The sequence below is a fragment of the Methanosarcina sp. KYL-1 genome (assembly GCF_024372725.1).
Lineage (GTDB): Archaea > Halobacteriota > Methanosarcinia > Methanosarcinales > Methanosarcinaceae > Methanosarcina.
The window spans coordinates 40301-54943 of sequence record NZ_VOUA01000016.1 but is presented as its reverse complement, the minus strand read 5'-3'; the positions used below and the strand labels follow the sequence as shown (position 1 = coordinate 54943).

Here is a 14643-nt window from a genome sequence, read left to right as displayed (position 1 = left end):
GTTAAAGCTGCAAGCCAGAGGGGACCGGGAGACCGGGAAGTTGAATGGTAAAACAGGAGAAATAAATCCGTAGATATGAAATAAATGGTCTCGAGCTGTATGGTCTTGGGCCGGATGATCCCGGGCAGATACCCTTAACCTGTCCTTTCAGGTTTACTTAAGAGAATGCCCGGCCATGGAAAGCAGCCGCGGAGTATTTTTGTGAGAGCCTATTGGCATTATGTGAACTCCTCGAGAGAGATTCATAAGTTCCCTTATGGTTTCCGAAGCAATCAAAAGGCCTTCTTCCAGGGGGTCGGAGGCTCCCTTCATGCGGGCCATGACTTCCTCGGGCACATGAATTCCAGATATATTCCTGTTCATGTAATCTGCCATCTTCAGGGACTTCAGGGGGATCAGCCCGGCGATAACCGGAACTTCAAGATGGTTTACGGATTCCATAAACTCTTCGAACATGCCCACATCATAGACCGCCTGCGTCTGGATAAAATCCGCTCCGCACCTGACCTTCTTTTCAAGTTTTATAAGTTGAAGGGTCTTTTCAGGGTCTATCCCGGAGACTGCTCCTGCGCAAAAAGAGGTCCCGCCGTCCAGCATGTTCCCGGCAAAATCGATGCCAGAATCCAGCTTGCGGACAAGTTCCATAAGCTGCACGGAATCAAGGTCATATACGGGTTTTGAGCCGGGGTGGTCTCCACAGGATGGAAAATCCCCTGTCATCACGCAAATGTTCCTGATCCCTAAAGCATACGCTCCAAGAAGGTCGGACTGTAGCCCTATCCTGTTCCGGTCCCTGCAGGTAAGCTGCATGATCACCTCATGTCCTTCATCAAGCAGGAGCTTGCTGAAAGCCAGAGAACTCATGTGCATGATGGAGCACTGGTTATCGGTGACATTGACGGCATCCGCAATGCCCTTCAACTGGCGGGCGTCCTCCAGGGGAACAGAAACATTCACCCCTTTCGGAGGAGAAATTTCAGCAGTAATAAGAAACTTGCTGGAATTCAGTTTTTCTCGAAAATTAAAAAGCATTAAATAAGTATATTAGAAATGAAATTATTTAAAAGCATGCTCTTTTGGTGCATGTATTGTATAAAGAAGGTCAAGCCGGTGAATTTTCTTTAAACGTTCATAGATGAGCGACCATACGCAGTCTTTTTCACTGTCGACTTCACACTTCCCGTCAACCGCCCCCCCGCAGGGCCCGTTCAAAAGCCCCTTCGGGCACTGGGCTTTCGGGCAGAGGCCTCCGAATTCACTGATGGTGCAGTCCCCGCACATCACACACTGGCTGCTGAGCAGTTTCCCGCCGCTTGAGCCCCCGAGGGAAAGGGTATTATTCGAGCCGTAGATGGGAAGGTCCACCACGTTGGCCACAGCGGAAACCCCACTCCCGCAGCCCATGACAAGGACGCAGAGAGCTTCATCCAGCTTATCGTTTTTCTCTAGCAGGGTCTCATATGAGCGGATGCTGCAAGCTGCGGTGGGAAGGGCCCAGCCCACAACATGCTTTCCGCTTTCTTCCAGCCGGCGGCACATTTCGAGGACTTCGGGTTCTCCACCCGTCTTCAGCTTTGCAGCACAGACATTGCATCCGATAACAAAGATATAGTCCTCATTTTTTAATAATTCCAGGATCTCTTCAAAGGGTTTTGCTGAAGTTATGATCATACTTACCTCGAATATCGGTATTCCAGATCGTTCCGGTTTGCAATACACTCGCGGATCATTTCGGCAATAAGAGGGAGGGAGCGGGCCTGCCCAGCCAGTTTCCGGGCCAGGCGCCCGAACTGCAACAGGGTTCCCATCACAAGTACGTCAGTCATCTCCGTTTCATGGGAAACCGCATCCCGGGTAAGGGCAACATCCCCGCCCCTGGCAAGCATCTCCTGTTTCATGATCAGGGCCTCGGTGGTCGTAAGGTTCCTTATCCTGAGCACCAGGTGGACGCTCTTGTCCCGCATCACCTGCGAGCCTGTCCCCGTGGCCCCCAGCTTCCGCATCGCCATTGCTGCGTCCTGCGGGGTCCTTACCTCAAGCACGGAAACTTCGTACCTGCCTTCCTTTACAACACTTGGCCGGCTCCGTAAAGCCCCTGCAAGTTTCACAACGTCCGCAGTTTCGGGCACATCATGGGTCCGGATGATGTGAGCTCCCTTATAAACCGCAATAGCCGCCCCAGCCAGGCTGCCGTTGAGCCTTTCAGCTGCGGGCTTTTCCAGCACGTCCCCGATAAAAGACTTCCTTGAGAGAGCTGCAAGCAGGGGTTTTTCAAAAATCTTCAGGCGTTCGAAATCATCAAGGGTTTCAAAATCATAGACAGGCAACTTTTCCTCGGTCCAGCGCCCGATGGCAGGGTCAAGGATCAGGTTTTCCGGGCTTATACCCCCTGATTCGGCAGCCTGTATGATGGAATCAAGGGCTGCGATGATGGCATCCATTCCCAGCGGGTCTCCGGGGACCTTTTCAGAAGCCATCACCACAGCCGGGCAGCCGTAATCAGCCACCACCTTGATCATTCCCGGGTCAGCGGTAAAACCGGAAACGTCGTTTACAACGTCAGCCCCATACCTGAGGGCTGCTTCTGCTATTTCCGAAAACATAGTATCCACGGAAATCACCGCATCTACGTTGCCTTTCAGGACCTCCAGGACAGGCAGGAGACGGTCCAGTTCTTCATTTCTGCTGATCGGCTCGGCAAAACGCCAGGTGGAACGGGCCCCCAGGTCCAGGAAAGTTGCTCCGTCCTCAACCATTTTCAGGGCAGTCTCGAGCACTGAATCCGGAGTCACGACCGAACCGTCGTAAAAAGACTCCGGGCTCAGGTTAATGACGCCCATTACATGCGCAGGGTACCTGTCCCCAACTTTCAGACCGCAGATTGTAGTATCAACAACCATTTTTGACAACCAGATCAATATATAGAGATTTGATAGATTTTAAACCAGTTAACATCCAAAGGCACTCATAGATGTTCATAAATAAATAAGCATATGAATTTAGCCATGTAAACTTAACCATACAAACTTAATCATGCAAACTTAATCATGCAAACTTAATCATGCAAACTTAATCATGCAAACTTAATCATGCAAACTTAATCATGCAAACTTAATCATGCAAACTTAATCATGCAAACTTAATCATGCAAACTTAATCATACAAACTCAATCATGCAAACCAAACCATTCGAATGCATCGGATTTATGAATCGTTTTCAATTATGAAGCATTTTAGCGGCATGCTTCCAGTGCCCTGCAACATGCAGCGTACTCCGCGAATCCGGAGAAACATGTCCTCAAAAAACCTCTTTTATTCCAGCACCTGAAAGGCACCCGGGCATACAGAAGAAATGAAACAGGGTTTCCGGCCGGGAAGCGGAGGTATGGGAGGAAGTAAAGAGAGGTTCGGGGTATGCCTCTTGACTTAAATTCAAAGCCGCAGATGCTCGAGCAGGGAGATTCTCCGGGAATGGGGATCTGGAGCAGTGTTATGAGCGTTGGTATGGATGCAAACTTAAAGCGGCACTAAATGTGTAAACTTTAGGGAGGTATTGAATACATGAACTTTGAAGTGGTACTGAAATACATAAACTGCCGAATATGTAAATGTCTGCAGGTACCAGGCCTGATATTATTGAGATTGAACTATAAATTACATTTTTAGAAACTTATTATGAATATTTATTAATGTGGGAAATCCAGATTGTATTAAAGAAGGCTGCAATAATACATAAAAATATTGATGTATGTCAATAATTTTCCACAATTAGGAAAATAGAAAAAAAGATTCCCCGTAAGGGGAAAGAAAAAGTTATTAGACGCCGAATTCAGAGACTCTTTTCAGCACACATAAGCACGTGCTTCATGAGCATGGCAATGGTCATTGGGCCCACACCGCCGGGCACGGGAGTGATGAGAGAAGCTTTTTTGATCACGTTTTCGAAGTCCACGTCTCCGTAGACGCCGTCGGCTTCCTTGGTGATCCCCACATCGAAAATTACTACCCCTTCCTTTACCATATCGGCTTTTATAAGATGCTTGACCCCGGCCGCAACGACCAGAATATCGGCCTCCAGGGTGTACTTCTTCAGGTCATCGGTGAATACGTGGCAGACAGAAACCGTGGCGTTCCGGTTCAGGAACATGGCAGCCATGGGTTTTCCAACCACGTTGCTGTGCCCTACAACGACCGCATTTTTGCCTTTCAATTCAACACCGTACTCTTCCAGAGCCCTTATGACCCCTTTGGGGGTGCAGGGCACCAGGCCTTCGTCCCCTATCATGAGCTTACCCATGTTATAGGGGTGGAACCCATCCGCGTCCTTGGCAGGGGCTATTGCTTCCATTGCCTCCTGGGGAGAGAAGTGCTTAGGAAGAGGCAGCTGGAGCAGGATTGAGTGCACGTCTTTGTTTTTGTTCAGGCCCTCGATCAGGGCAAGCAGGTCTTCCTGGCTGGCTTCCGCAGGGAGCAGGTAGTCTTCGGCTTTGATGCCCACCCGTTCGCAAGCTTTGTGTTTCAGGCGGACGTACATCTTTGAGGCAGGGTCATCCCCGACAAGGATTGTGGCAAGCCCGGGAGTAACACCCCGGCTGCTTTCAAGTTCCTCGACCCCTGACCTTACTTCTTCTTCGACAAGCTGTGCAAGAGCTTTACCGTCTATGATCCTTGATTCATAGCCTTCAGCTGACATTGGTAGAAACATCCTAGATTATTTAATTAAAGGTAGACAGGGAATCTTGAGCAGAGTTCCCTTACCTTGCCATTAATTTCCGACAGGAGCTGTTCGTTTGCCGCATTTTTGATTGCGGTTTCGATGTAATCGGCAATAACTTCCATTTCCTCTTCCTTCATACCCCTTGTGGTGCAGGCAGGAGTCCCGAGCCTTACCCCGCTGGTGATGAAGGGGCTGCGGGTCTCGAAAGGCACGGTGTTTTTGTTGGCAATGATCCCGGCCTTACTGAGGGCTGCTTCTGCATCCTTTCCGGTGATGTCCAGGTTGTTGAGGTTTAAGAGCATGAGGTGGTTGTCAGTGCCGCCGGAGACCAGGTCAAAGCCCTTTTCCTTTAAGGAGGAGCAGAGGGCCTTTGCGTTCTTTACGGTCTGGGCCTGGTCCTGCCTGAACTTATCGCTCATGGCTTCTTTGAAAGCCACGGCCTTGGCAGCTATGATGTGCATAAGGGGCCCGCCCTGGATGCCAGGGAAGACTGCCTTGTTGACGCCTGCAGCAAGCTCTTCGTCCCTTGAGATGATCATTCCACCCCTGGGTCCCCTGAGGGTCTTGTGGGTGGTGGTGGTCACGAAGTCTGCATAAGGCACCGGGCTCTGGTGCACACCTGCAACCACAAGCCCCGCGATGTGGGCGATGTCTGCAAGGAGGTAGGCTCCCACTTCGTCGGCGATTTCCCTGAACTGCTTGAAATCGATCTCCCTGGGGTATGCTGAAGCCCCGCAGACGATCATGTTAGGCTTCTGTTCCTTTGCCATTTTCAGGAGCCCGGCATAATCCAGTGTCTCGGTTTCCCTGTTGACGCCGTAGGGCACGATGTTATAGAGCTTCCCTGAAAAGCTCACGGGACTGCCGTGGGAAAGGTGCCCCCCGTGAGAGAGGTCCATGGACATGATTGTGTCTCCCGGCTTCAGCACCGAGAAGTACACGGCCATGTTGGAGCCCGAGCCCGAGTGAGGCTGGACGTTTACGAATTTTGCCCCGAAAATTTCCTTGGCCCGTGCAATTGCAAGGTTTTCGGCAACATCCACGAAATCGCAGCCGCCGTAGTAGCGCTTGCCCGAATACCCTTCGGCATACTTGTTGGTCATTATTGAGCCCTGGGCTTCCATAACGGCCCTGCTCGCATAATTTTCGGACGCGATAAGGTTTAACCTGTATTCCTGACGCTCGGCCTCCATTTTGAGAGCCGCTGCAATTTCCGGATCAATCTCTTCTATGTAAGACATGACTGTCACCTGGTAATCCATGCATTTAAATCTGTATTGAATCACGAATTTTTTGACGTACTTTTTGATGTACTGATAGACTGCCTGTGAATCGATTAACGCTAGTTAAGTAGCCGTTCAAGGGCTACTAATGTCCAAGCTAATGTTCAAGAGCTTCTGACTATTCAAGAGCAGTTGATTGCTCAAAAGCTTCTGATTGTTCAAAAGCAGTTGATTATTAATAACTATTTGAGGGGGTTGAGAGCTACTTGAGGGGGTTGAGAGCTACTTGAGGGGTTGAGAGCTACTTGAGGGGGTTGAGAGCCGTTTGAGGCTGACAGCCACTCGAAGGCAGGAGTTACCCGACATATTTGATAGCTACCAGAAAGGGTTTTCTGTTACAGAAAGCCGGGTGGTCCGGTGGAGCCTCCAGCAGGCTTTTCAAGCCCCTGAAACTTTGAAATCTGAGAAGCTCTGCCCAGTTATAAACTTTTTTGAGCTACTTCTAGTTTAGAATGCTTATAATTTAGAATACTTATAATTTTGAACTGCTTATAAACATTAGGGTATTAATGAGGACAATGGGTAAAATCAATTCCGGTTTCGGGGTGATTATCTTTAGCAGGGAATTAGTCAATTCTGGTTTAGAATGATTATCGAGTATCAGGGTATCATTTAATATAATTCAATTCAGGATATAATTTTATTTGATTAAGGGTATAATTCGATTAATAGGGCAAATGACCGGACCAGAATGATTTCCCTGTACAGGCTCAGTCAAGGGCTATTACATTTCTGCCCTCGACTTTAAGCTTACCCTCCACAAATAATCTGACAGCTTCAGGGTAAATTATGTGTTCCTGCTCGAGGATCCGGGCCGTTAGGGTCTCTTCCGTGTCCCCCGGGAGTACGGGCACGCAGCTCTGGAGGATTATGGGCCCCGAATCTAACCCTTCGTCTACGAAATGCACGGTGCAACCTGCGACTTTCACCCCGTATTCGAAAGCCTGCCGCTGGGCATGAAGGCCTTTGAACGCCGGGAGAAGGGAGGGATGGATGTTCAGGACCCTGTGCCTGTATGCTTCAATTATTTCACTGCCCAGGAGCCTGAAATAGCCTGCTAGCAGGAGAAGGTCCGTGTCGTGTTCGGCCAGGATATTTAAGATTTCCCTGTCGTATCCGGCCCTGTCGTGCCCGGCCGGGTCAAGAAAAACAGCGTCTATCCCGTACTTCCTGGCGCGTTCGAGCGCATAGGCATCGGCCTTGTTAGAAATGACCACACTGATTCTGGCATTATTTATATGGCCCTTTTCAATGCTGTCTATGATCGCCTGGAGGTTTGAGCCCCTTCCGGAGACCAGCACTGCAATCTTTACCGTCATTGAAGCTTTTAGATTGAAACAGTGATATATTAGGGTTTTGGAACTTCAAAGCGCCGGAAAAAGAAACTGCAGAAAAGAAAACCGGAAAAAATAGAGAAACAAGAAGAAGAGAAACAAGAAGAAGAGAAACAAGAAGAAGAGAAACAAGAAGAAGAGAAACAAGAAGAAGAGAAACAAGAGGAAGAGAAACAAGAAGAAGAGAGATAAAAAAGGTCGGAAAGCAGAAAAATTGAAACTGCCGGATTTTTCAGCTCCCTTCCTTGCGCTCCTCTATGAAAGTGAGAAGCTCCTGCGAATCGCTGATTTTCCCGAGTTCTTTTTTCTCGATCAACACCGTGTTTTCCACGGACTTGATTTTGGCGTGCCCGTTGATGATAAACACGGACTGGGTCTCCGTAACGCATGAAATGCTGCTCATGAGATGGGCCCGCTTGATCACGGTGGTGTTGAACTCGCTTATCCCTGTGAGGATAACTGAAGACTTATCTTTTGAAATCGCCTTGAAAGGCGCCTGGGAAGTCTGGAGGACATCATACCCGAGCATGGAGATCATGCTGAGGACCGAGTCTTCCGGGAAAGGAATGTGGTACTTTTCAGTTTCCTCTTTTTCATTCTCAGGCTCTTTCCTGGACTTCCTGTTGCCGTAAGGCCTCAGGATGTCAATGGGCCTGGCCAGCTCAACCCGGAAGATCTCCTCAAGCTGGAGCACGACATCTATGGATGCGTCCATGCCTTCTTCTTCATATTTGCTGATAGTCCGCCTTGAAACCCCGACCATGGACGCAAGGGTTCCAAGGGACATGGACTGGTCAGTCCGGGCTTTTTTCAGCAGGTCTCCTTCGATTGAAACATAGAGCCCTCCCGGAGCTGCAGAGACAAGGGGAGGGATACCTTCTATAAAGTAATCGTGAAGGGTCTGGACGTTTAAAGCGAGGATGTCATAGCGCATGTACACCACGCTGTCCTCAAGCATCTGGTCCCTCGTCTTGGCCCCAACGACGATAGCTGACCCTCCCAGATACTCGGCCAGGAATTTCATTTCCCGGGCAGTCTCCTCGTTCAGCCCGTCAATATTAAATAAAACCTTGCAAAGTAAAAGTGTTTCATCCTTCCGCGCGGCAATATCAAAACTCCGGGGCCGGATGTTGCAGCGGTCCGAAAGAACGAAACCCGCATGTGACAATACATCAATAATTTGATGTATGAGAACTTCTTTTGTCATTCCATACCAATCTCTGTTTGAACATCTATATATATATTCCTCTATTGTCGATAATGTTTACAGGGTCAAAACAAGCAGGAGTACCCCCTAAAAACTCCCGTTGCAGGAAGCCGAAGGGCATGGATAGCCGCGGGAAAGAGGAAAAGAAGAAAAAATGATCATCGGAATTGACGACACTGACTCAAATGAAGGAATGTGCACCACGTATCTGGGAGCTCTGCTGCTGGAAGAACTGCAGGCTTTCGGGACAGTGGAAACTCCCCCGATCCTGGTCCGCCTGAACCCCACAATTCCCTACAAAACCAGGGGAAATGCTGCAGTCGCCCTCAAGCTAAGGACTGACTGCCCCGAGAAGGTCATGGGCCACGTTATAAACAGGATAAGGGAACTTGCACGCCTGGAATGTGAGAAAACAAACCCTGGAGCCGTATTTATCCCGGAAGAAGCCTGTGAACGCTTAAAACCCGTCCTCCTGGCATTCATGGAAGAAGCCGTAAGGGACGTTATCGAAATCGAAAGGGCAAAAGCCCTGATCTCGGAACTGGGAATTCCAGCAAAAGGCCTCAAGAACGGGAGAGGGCTTATAGGGGCCCTTGCAGCCTGCGGGGCCATGCTGAACCTTGAGAAATGGGACCACACCTTCGAGTACCTGGCATACAGGCAGCAGGAGAACTGGGGCACCCCCCGCTTCGTAGACAAAGAAAGCCTCTTTGAAGCTGACAGGGAGACCTATCCCGAGACCTGGGACACGGTGGACCTTGCAAACGGGCTTGTGGTCTGCGTGCCGCACTCTGCCGACCCCGTTCTCTTCGGAATCCGGGGAAAAAGCCCAAAAACCGTCACAAGAGCTGCCTCCATGGTCAGGGCCGAACCTGCAGCACGCTTTGCAGTCTACAGGACAAACCAGGGTACGGACATGCACCTCCTGCCTGCCGCAAACCTTGCCGAAATCCGGGACATGCACTCGTACAGGGCGGAAGGCACGGTATCCGCAGCCCCGAAAACCATCCAGGGAGGGCATGTAATATTTTCTCTCAGGGACAGAAAAGGAAATGAAATCGACTGCGCCGCCTTTGAGCCCACCAAAAATTTCAGGGCGCTTGTAAGAAAACTTATGCCCGGAGACAGGATAGCCCTCTCGGGAAGTGTCATGTCCCGGACCCTGAACATTGAAAAAATAGAGATCAAAGCCCTGGCCCCCCTTTACACGGAAGAAAACCCGAAATGCCCGGAATGCGGCAAGCATATGAAGTCCGCAGGGCAGGGACAGGGCTTCCGCTGCAAAAAATGCGGGACTGCAGCCCCCTCAAAAGTCAGGTGCGAAACCGAAAGGAGTCTCGTACCCGGGTTCTACGAAGTTCCTCCCTGCGCCCGGAGGCACCTGGCAAAGCCCCTTGTAAGGGAAGGATGCCAGGACTGCAAGGTCCATCCGGCCAGATAAAAGGAGAGGAAAAAGGAAAAGAGAGAAAGGAAAAGAGAGAAAGAAAAGAAAGGCTGCTGATTACCTTTCCATATCCCTCCTAACATAAAATATGAAAAGGAAGAAGAGGGCAAGCAGCAGGGCGAGCAACGAATAAAGCAAGCCGGAACCCAGCCAGCCTAAAATTCCTTTAGATGCACTGTCCTCTGACTCCGGGACGAAAACTGAACCTGCCTCCCTTCCCTGAGGGGAAAGGCTTTCATCCGGGCCATGAACAGCTGGTTCAAGGACAATTGACTGCTCCAGTTTTTCTTTCAACCTTTTAAGCTTGTAATAAGCCGGGAGCCCACCGTCCCCGGATCCGGCACTTCCGGGTCCGATATCCCCGTCCTCGGCCTTTTTTGACACGTTCACGGAAGAAGCACTGGAGTTAAGGTTTCCGGCAAGGTCTTCTGCAAAGAAGGTGATATTGTGGAGCCCGATTTCAAGGCTGAGGCTTTCTTTTAATTCCATGAGGCCTGCAGGAGTCGAGTTGCTCCCGTTGTCCAGCCGATACCAGATAAAACCGGGCTCGTTGATCCGGATTTCCAGGTCGACGGAGGTCCAGTTCAGTTCGCTGCTTTCAGTTTCATACCTGCTCCCGTTTTCGGGGGAAACGATGCTGAGCATCGGGGGCAGCGTGTCCACACCAAAACCGACCAGGGAAGAGTTTACGTTTCCGGAAAGGTCAATACCGTATGCTTTTACCCTGTGGGCCCCGTCGGGAAGTTCGAGAATATCCCGGGCTTCAAACTCTCCTATTTCACTGAAATACATGGCACTGGAGTTGTCCAGTGTATACCACCATTTTGAGATGCATTCATCTGCCCCTGCTTCCAGAGGAATCGTGGAGGCGGCATACGCCCGGCTCTCGGGGGACATTATGGCAATTACAGGTAAAATGGTGTCCTCCGGAACTGCGGCCTGCACGCTGAAGTTTACGGTCGTAGAATTGGGGTTTCCGGCAAGGTCAAAGCCCGAAACCTCAACCAGATGGCCGCCTTCTGGAAGGGAAAGGAAAGTTTCGGCCGTAAACTCGGTGTTTTCGCTGAAATTAAAGGGCCCTTCCCCATCAAGCCTGTAGGACCAGTTCCTTACTTTTTCGTCTGCGGAAACATAAAGGGTAAGCCCGGAGATCAGATAGGTCCTGTTATTCTCAGGAGAGAGGATTGAGAAAACGGGAGGTATGGAGTCCATCCTGAAGCTCACTTCCGAAAAGTTAAGCTGGCCCGCAAGGTCAAGCCCGTAGACCGCGACCCGGTGCTGCCCGTCCGAAACGTTGAGGAAAGACCTGGATGCAGATTCCCGGCTTTCGTTGAAAGGACGGGCGGAAGATCCGTCAAGCACATACCACCAGTCCAGGACCGGCTCGTTTGAACTGGCATTCAGCTCGACAAGGGAAGCCGGATAGGTCCTGTTTTCAGGAGAATTGATGGAAATAAGGGGGAGTGGGTCGGAAACCTGAGGGTCCTCTACCTCAACCTTGAAAGCCACAGCTGTTGAGTTGAGGTTTCCTGCAGGGTCAAGCCCGTAGACCTCAAGGCAGAAAACTCCGTTCCCGGGCTGGAGGGGCCCTTCTGCCGTAAACTCCGTGCTGCTGCTAAATTCGAAAATGCCCGAGTCATTGAGGGTGTACCACCACCTGGAAAGCCTTTCGTTTGAAGAGGCGTACAGCGGAACGGCTGGCACGGAATAGCTCATGTTCCTCGGGGAAAGTATGCTGAGCAGGGGCGGGACTCCGTCTTGCGGGACACCTTCGCTTACCGTGAAGTTTACGGCCGTGGAGTTGAGGTTCCCGGCAAGGTCAAACCCGTAAACCCTTACGCTGTGAGGGCCTGCGGAAAGTTCGAGGAGGGTTTCGGCGGTGAATGAGGAATTTTGATCAAACCCGAGGACACCTGACCCGTCGAGAGTATACCACCACTCCGAAAGGCTCTCGTTTGCATGGGCGTAGAGGAAAAGAGAGCTTCCGGTGTAGGTCCTGTTTTCTTCCGGAGTAAGAATGCTGATCAGGGGGGCACTGCGGTCAGCAGGAGAAATGCCCGAGTCGACTGAAAAGCCCACAGTGCTCGAGTTGACGTTTCCCGAAAGGTCGGTCCCGTATACCCGGAGGGTGTAACTGCCGTCCGGAAGGGCGAGAAGGGCTTCGGCTGAATACTTGAGGCTCTCTGAGAAGTTGAGGGATTCGTCCCCGTTAAGTGTGTACCACCAGCTCGAAATCACCTCATTCGAGGAGGCATAGAGAGGCACGGAACTGCCCGGATAGGTTCTTTCTGTCGGGGAGAGAATGGATATAACCGGGGGCACCAGGTCCCTGAAGAGGGGCAGGGCATCGCTTATATTGCCCGAAACATAAGGCTCGTCCCCGAAACCGTCCCCGTTTGAGTCGTTGCCCTCGTAATCGGACCAGTAGTTCCCCCCGATGTAAGGCCCACCGTAGATGTTGGGCCCCGGAGAAGAACTGACGTTCCAGATGTTTCCGGAACCGGCCGGCAGGGAAGCGTCCAGGGCATTTAGCGTATTGTTGAACAGGTTATTGTAGACAGTGTTGTTTTCACTGGCCTCAAAGGAGAGCCCGAATTCCGAATTCCCGGTGACAGAACTATCACAGAGGACATTTTCACCCGAAGCTGAAAAAAGGATTCCCTTCCCGTTAAATGAAACGTTGTTGGCTTTCAGGAGGTTGGACCCCGAGAACCTGAGGAGCAGGCCTCTGGCATTACCGGATAAATTATTGCCCGTAAGGGTATTGTTGCTGCAGGAAGCCTCAAGCTCCATACCTTCGGAATTTTCCGAAGCGTCGTTTCCGGCAATAAGGTTCTCCGAACTGTTTACCAGGCATATACCCTCAAAGGTCTGCCCTGTAATCCTGTTTTCCTGCACGGTATTGTTACTGCAGGCGGTTTCCACGCGGATGCCCCTGATCCCGGAAGAGACCGAATTGCCTGAAAGGGTGTTTCCATCGCAGGAATACCCGAGATAGAAACCATAGAGGTTATCGGCTGCGCTGTTGTTGTGCAGGAAATTGTTTTTGCATGAAGCCTTCAGGTAAAAAGCATACCTGTTTCCTGAGACATTATTCCACCCCAGGGTGTTGCCGGAGCAGGAGTTATCGAGGTAGAAGCCGTACTGGCTTTCCCTGTACTGGCTTTCCCTTATTATTCCCTGTACCGTCCCTGCATTTCCCTGCACGGTATTGTTTTTGATGATGTTGCCGCTGCAGCTGTCTTCAAGGGAGATGCCCAGGGAATTATTCAGGAGAGCGTTTGATTCCAGCAGGTTGTTGCTGCAGAAATACCCCAGATAAATGCCCCGGAAATTGTCCGAAAAGCTGTTGCCGGAGAGAGTATTCCCGGAGCAGGAATTTTTCAGGGCAAGAGCTTCCGAACAGCCCGTAACGGTGTTTCCGGCAAGGGTATCGTTGCATGAAGCTTCCAAAAGGATTCCATAATCAGCCCCTGAAACACTATTGTTTTCCAGCAGGCACCTTTCCCCTCTTTTCAGGGCAATGCCCAGGTAAGAAGCCTCAATATAGTTGTTGGCCAGGATAAGCCCTTTTCTCCCCTCAAGGACGAGGCCTGTCCCCCAGCCCCCGGTCCCGTTCAGGGAAAAACCGGAAATTGTAACGTTGTCGGCATCGACGACAATTAAGGGAAACTCCGGATTCAGGGCTTTGAGGATGACCGTCTCATTTCCCGGAACCCCGAGGGTGAGATTTGAGGTGGAGACCCTGAGGTTTTCGGCATACACACCGCTATGCACAAGAACAGTGTCTCCGGGCCCGGAGTCATTCAAAGCCTCCTGGATAGAAGTATAGCCCGCTGGACTACCTTCCCCACTAACATTAAGCGTGGCACCTGAGCAGGGACCACTAAAGAGCAAAAATAAGAAAAAAACAACGGATACGCATAAAGCTACACTTAGCACAAACTTCAGGAACATCTTTAGCATTATTTCTGTAGTGTACAGCACCCGCAACACCCACGATAGAAATGATGGAATTGATAGGTAAATTGATGAATCTTGCCCGTAAAACCCGGAATGAGAATAGGACCATGAGCAGGACAAAGAGCAAGGCCTGCAGGAGGACAAGCTACACAGATATGGAAAATTCCGGAACAAAATGACGTCAACCCCTCTTTATTTCAACAGATTAACAGACCCGAACAGGAGAGACAGGAAACCGGGAGCCTCTATAGTTAGGGAACAGGAAACCAGGTTTACCAATTTTATGGAAAAGACGTTTTATAAGTTACAAAGTATTATCAAATAGTTATGACACTGGATATATAAAATATATGATTTTGTTTCAATAATTATAAAAATAATAAATATTCAAATATTTAGAAATTAAATAGAATAGATCATCTAAATAAGGTCAAGAGTAGTATTTGTAAAATTGAAAAAAATATTCGGATCAAATTGTCAAGTCAAAAAATAATCAAAAAAGAAACCAAAGCATGAGCTGGAATGTGGGGATAAAGGTCCAGATCAAAAGGTTTCAAGAACAAAGGTTTCAAGATCAAAAGGTTTCAAGAACAAAAGTTTCAAGAACAAAAAGTAAAAGCGTAGGGAATATCCTGACAGGAACAACAGGCCTGAAGGGAGAGTAAGAGGAAGTAGAGGCGGACCTGAATGACTGT

10 protein-coding genes are annotated in these 14643 nt (G+C 49.9%); 2 read left to right on the top strand and 8 right to left on the bottom strand.

What is annotated here, in order from left to right:
• Positions 1-153 precede the first annotated feature (153 nt).
• From FTO70_RS11470 to FTO70_RS11440, 7 genes are all read right to left on the bottom strand, one after another.
• A complete protein-coding gene (locus tag FTO70_RS11470; protein ID WP_255335892.1) occupies positions 154-1032 on the bottom strand; it encodes a methylenetetrahydrofolate reductase in 879 nt (292 codons plus the stop codon).
• A gap of 24 nt (positions 1033-1056) precedes the next feature.
• Positions 1057-1671 (bottom strand): methylenetetrahydrofolate reductase C-terminal domain-containing protein, encoded by a 615-nt coding sequence (locus FTO70_RS11465; RefSeq protein ID WP_255335891.1) that lies wholly within the window; start codon positions 1669-1671, stop codon positions 1057-1059.
• 2 nt (positions 1672-1673) lie between these two features.
• Positions 1674-2900, bottom strand: coding sequence for a dihydropteroate synthase (gene folP / locus FTO70_RS11460; protein WP_255335890.1), 1227 nt, complete (start codon positions 2898-2900; stop codon positions 1674-1676).
• Positions 2901-3829: 929 nt separating this feature from the next.
• Complete coding sequence (locus FTO70_RS11455) at positions 3830-4693, bottom strand: bifunctional methylenetetrahydrofolate dehydrogenase/methenyltetrahydrofolate cyclohydrolase (protein ID WP_255335889.1); 864 nt, start codon at positions 4691-4693, stop codon at positions 3830-3832.
• A 26-nt stretch (positions 4694-4719) separates the two neighbouring features.
• Entirely contained in the window at positions 4720-5958 is a 1239-nt protein-coding gene (gene glyA, locus FTO70_RS11450) for a bifunctional serine hydroxymethyltransferase/L-allo-threonine aldolase (protein WP_255335888.1), read from the bottom strand.
• A 752-nt stretch (positions 5959-6710) separates the two neighbouring features.
• Positions 6711-7319, bottom strand: a complete 609-nt coding sequence (purN, locus tag FTO70_RS11445; RefSeq protein WP_255335887.1) for a phosphoribosylglycinamide formyltransferase — start codon at positions 7317-7319, stop codon at positions 6711-6713.
• 247 nt (positions 7320-7566) lie between these two features.
• Complete coding sequence (locus tag FTO70_RS11440; RefSeq protein ID WP_255335886.1) at positions 7567-8541, bottom strand: transcriptional regulator; 975 nt, start codon at positions 8539-8541, stop codon at positions 7567-7569.
• A 154-nt stretch (positions 8542-8695) separates the two neighbouring features.
• Here FTO70_RS11440 and FTO70_RS11435 point away from each other — a divergent pair, with 154 nt between their 5' ends.
• The gene (locus tag FTO70_RS11435; protein WP_255335885.1) at positions 8696-9982 is read left to right on the top strand and encodes a tRNA(Ile)(2)-agmatinylcytidine synthase; all 1287 of its coding nucleotides are present in this window, start codon (positions 8696-8698) and stop codon (positions 9980-9982) included.
• Positions 9983-10042: 60 nt separating this feature from the next.
• On the opposite strand, the gene FTO70_RS11430 is transcribed toward FTO70_RS11435, so the two are convergent.
• A complete protein-coding gene (locus tag FTO70_RS11430) occupies positions 10043-13882 on the bottom strand; it encodes a nitrous oxide reductase family maturation protein NosD (RefSeq protein ID WP_255335884.1) in 3840 nt (1279 codons plus the stop codon).
• A 578-nt stretch (positions 13883-14460) separates the two neighbouring features.
• Here FTO70_RS11430 and FTO70_RS11425 point away from each other — a divergent pair.
• The gene (locus tag FTO70_RS11425) at positions 14461-14613 is read left to right on the top strand and encodes a hypothetical protein (protein WP_255335883.1); all 153 of its coding nucleotides are present in this window, start codon (positions 14461-14463) and stop codon (positions 14611-14613) included.
• Positions 14614-14643: the final 30 nt, after the last annotated feature.

What these genes read in the sequence shown, in the direction of transcription:
- FTO70_RS11425 (WP_255335883.1), top strand. Translation starts at nt 14,461, where the DNA reads ATGAGCTGGAATGTGGGGATAAAGGTCCAGATCAAAAGGTTTCAAGAA.
- FTO70_RS11440 (WP_255335886.1), bottom strand. Translation starts at nt 8,541, where the DNA reads ATGACAAAAGAAGTTCTCATACATCAAATTATTGATGTATTGTCACAT.
- FTO70_RS11465 (WP_255335891.1), bottom strand. Translation starts at nt 1,671, where the DNA reads ATGATCATAACTTCAGCAAAACCCTTTGAAGAGATCCTGGAATTATTA.
- glyA (WP_255335888.1), bottom strand. Translation starts at nt 5,958, where the DNA reads ATGTCTTACATAGAAGAGATTGATCCGGAAATTGCAGCGGCTCTCAAA.
- FTO70_RS11435 (WP_255335885.1), top strand. Translation starts at nt 8,696, where the DNA reads ATGATCATCGGAATTGACGACACTGACTCAAATGAAGGAATGTGCACC.
- FTO70_RS11470 (WP_255335892.1), bottom strand. Translation starts at nt 1,032, where the DNA reads ATGCTTTTTAATTTTCGAGAAAAACTGAATTCCAGCAAGTTTCTTATT.
- folP (WP_255335890.1), bottom strand. Translation starts at nt 2,900, where the DNA reads ATGGTTGTTGATACTACAATCTGCGGTCTGAAAGTTGGGGACAGGTAC.
- purN (WP_255335887.1), bottom strand. Translation starts at nt 7,319, where the DNA reads ATGACGGTAAAGATTGCAGTGCTGGTCTCCGGAAGGGGCTCAAACCTC.
- FTO70_RS11455 (WP_255335889.1), bottom strand. Translation starts at nt 4,693, where the DNA reads ATGTCAGCTGAAGGCTATGAATCAAGGATCATAGACGGTAAAGCTCTT.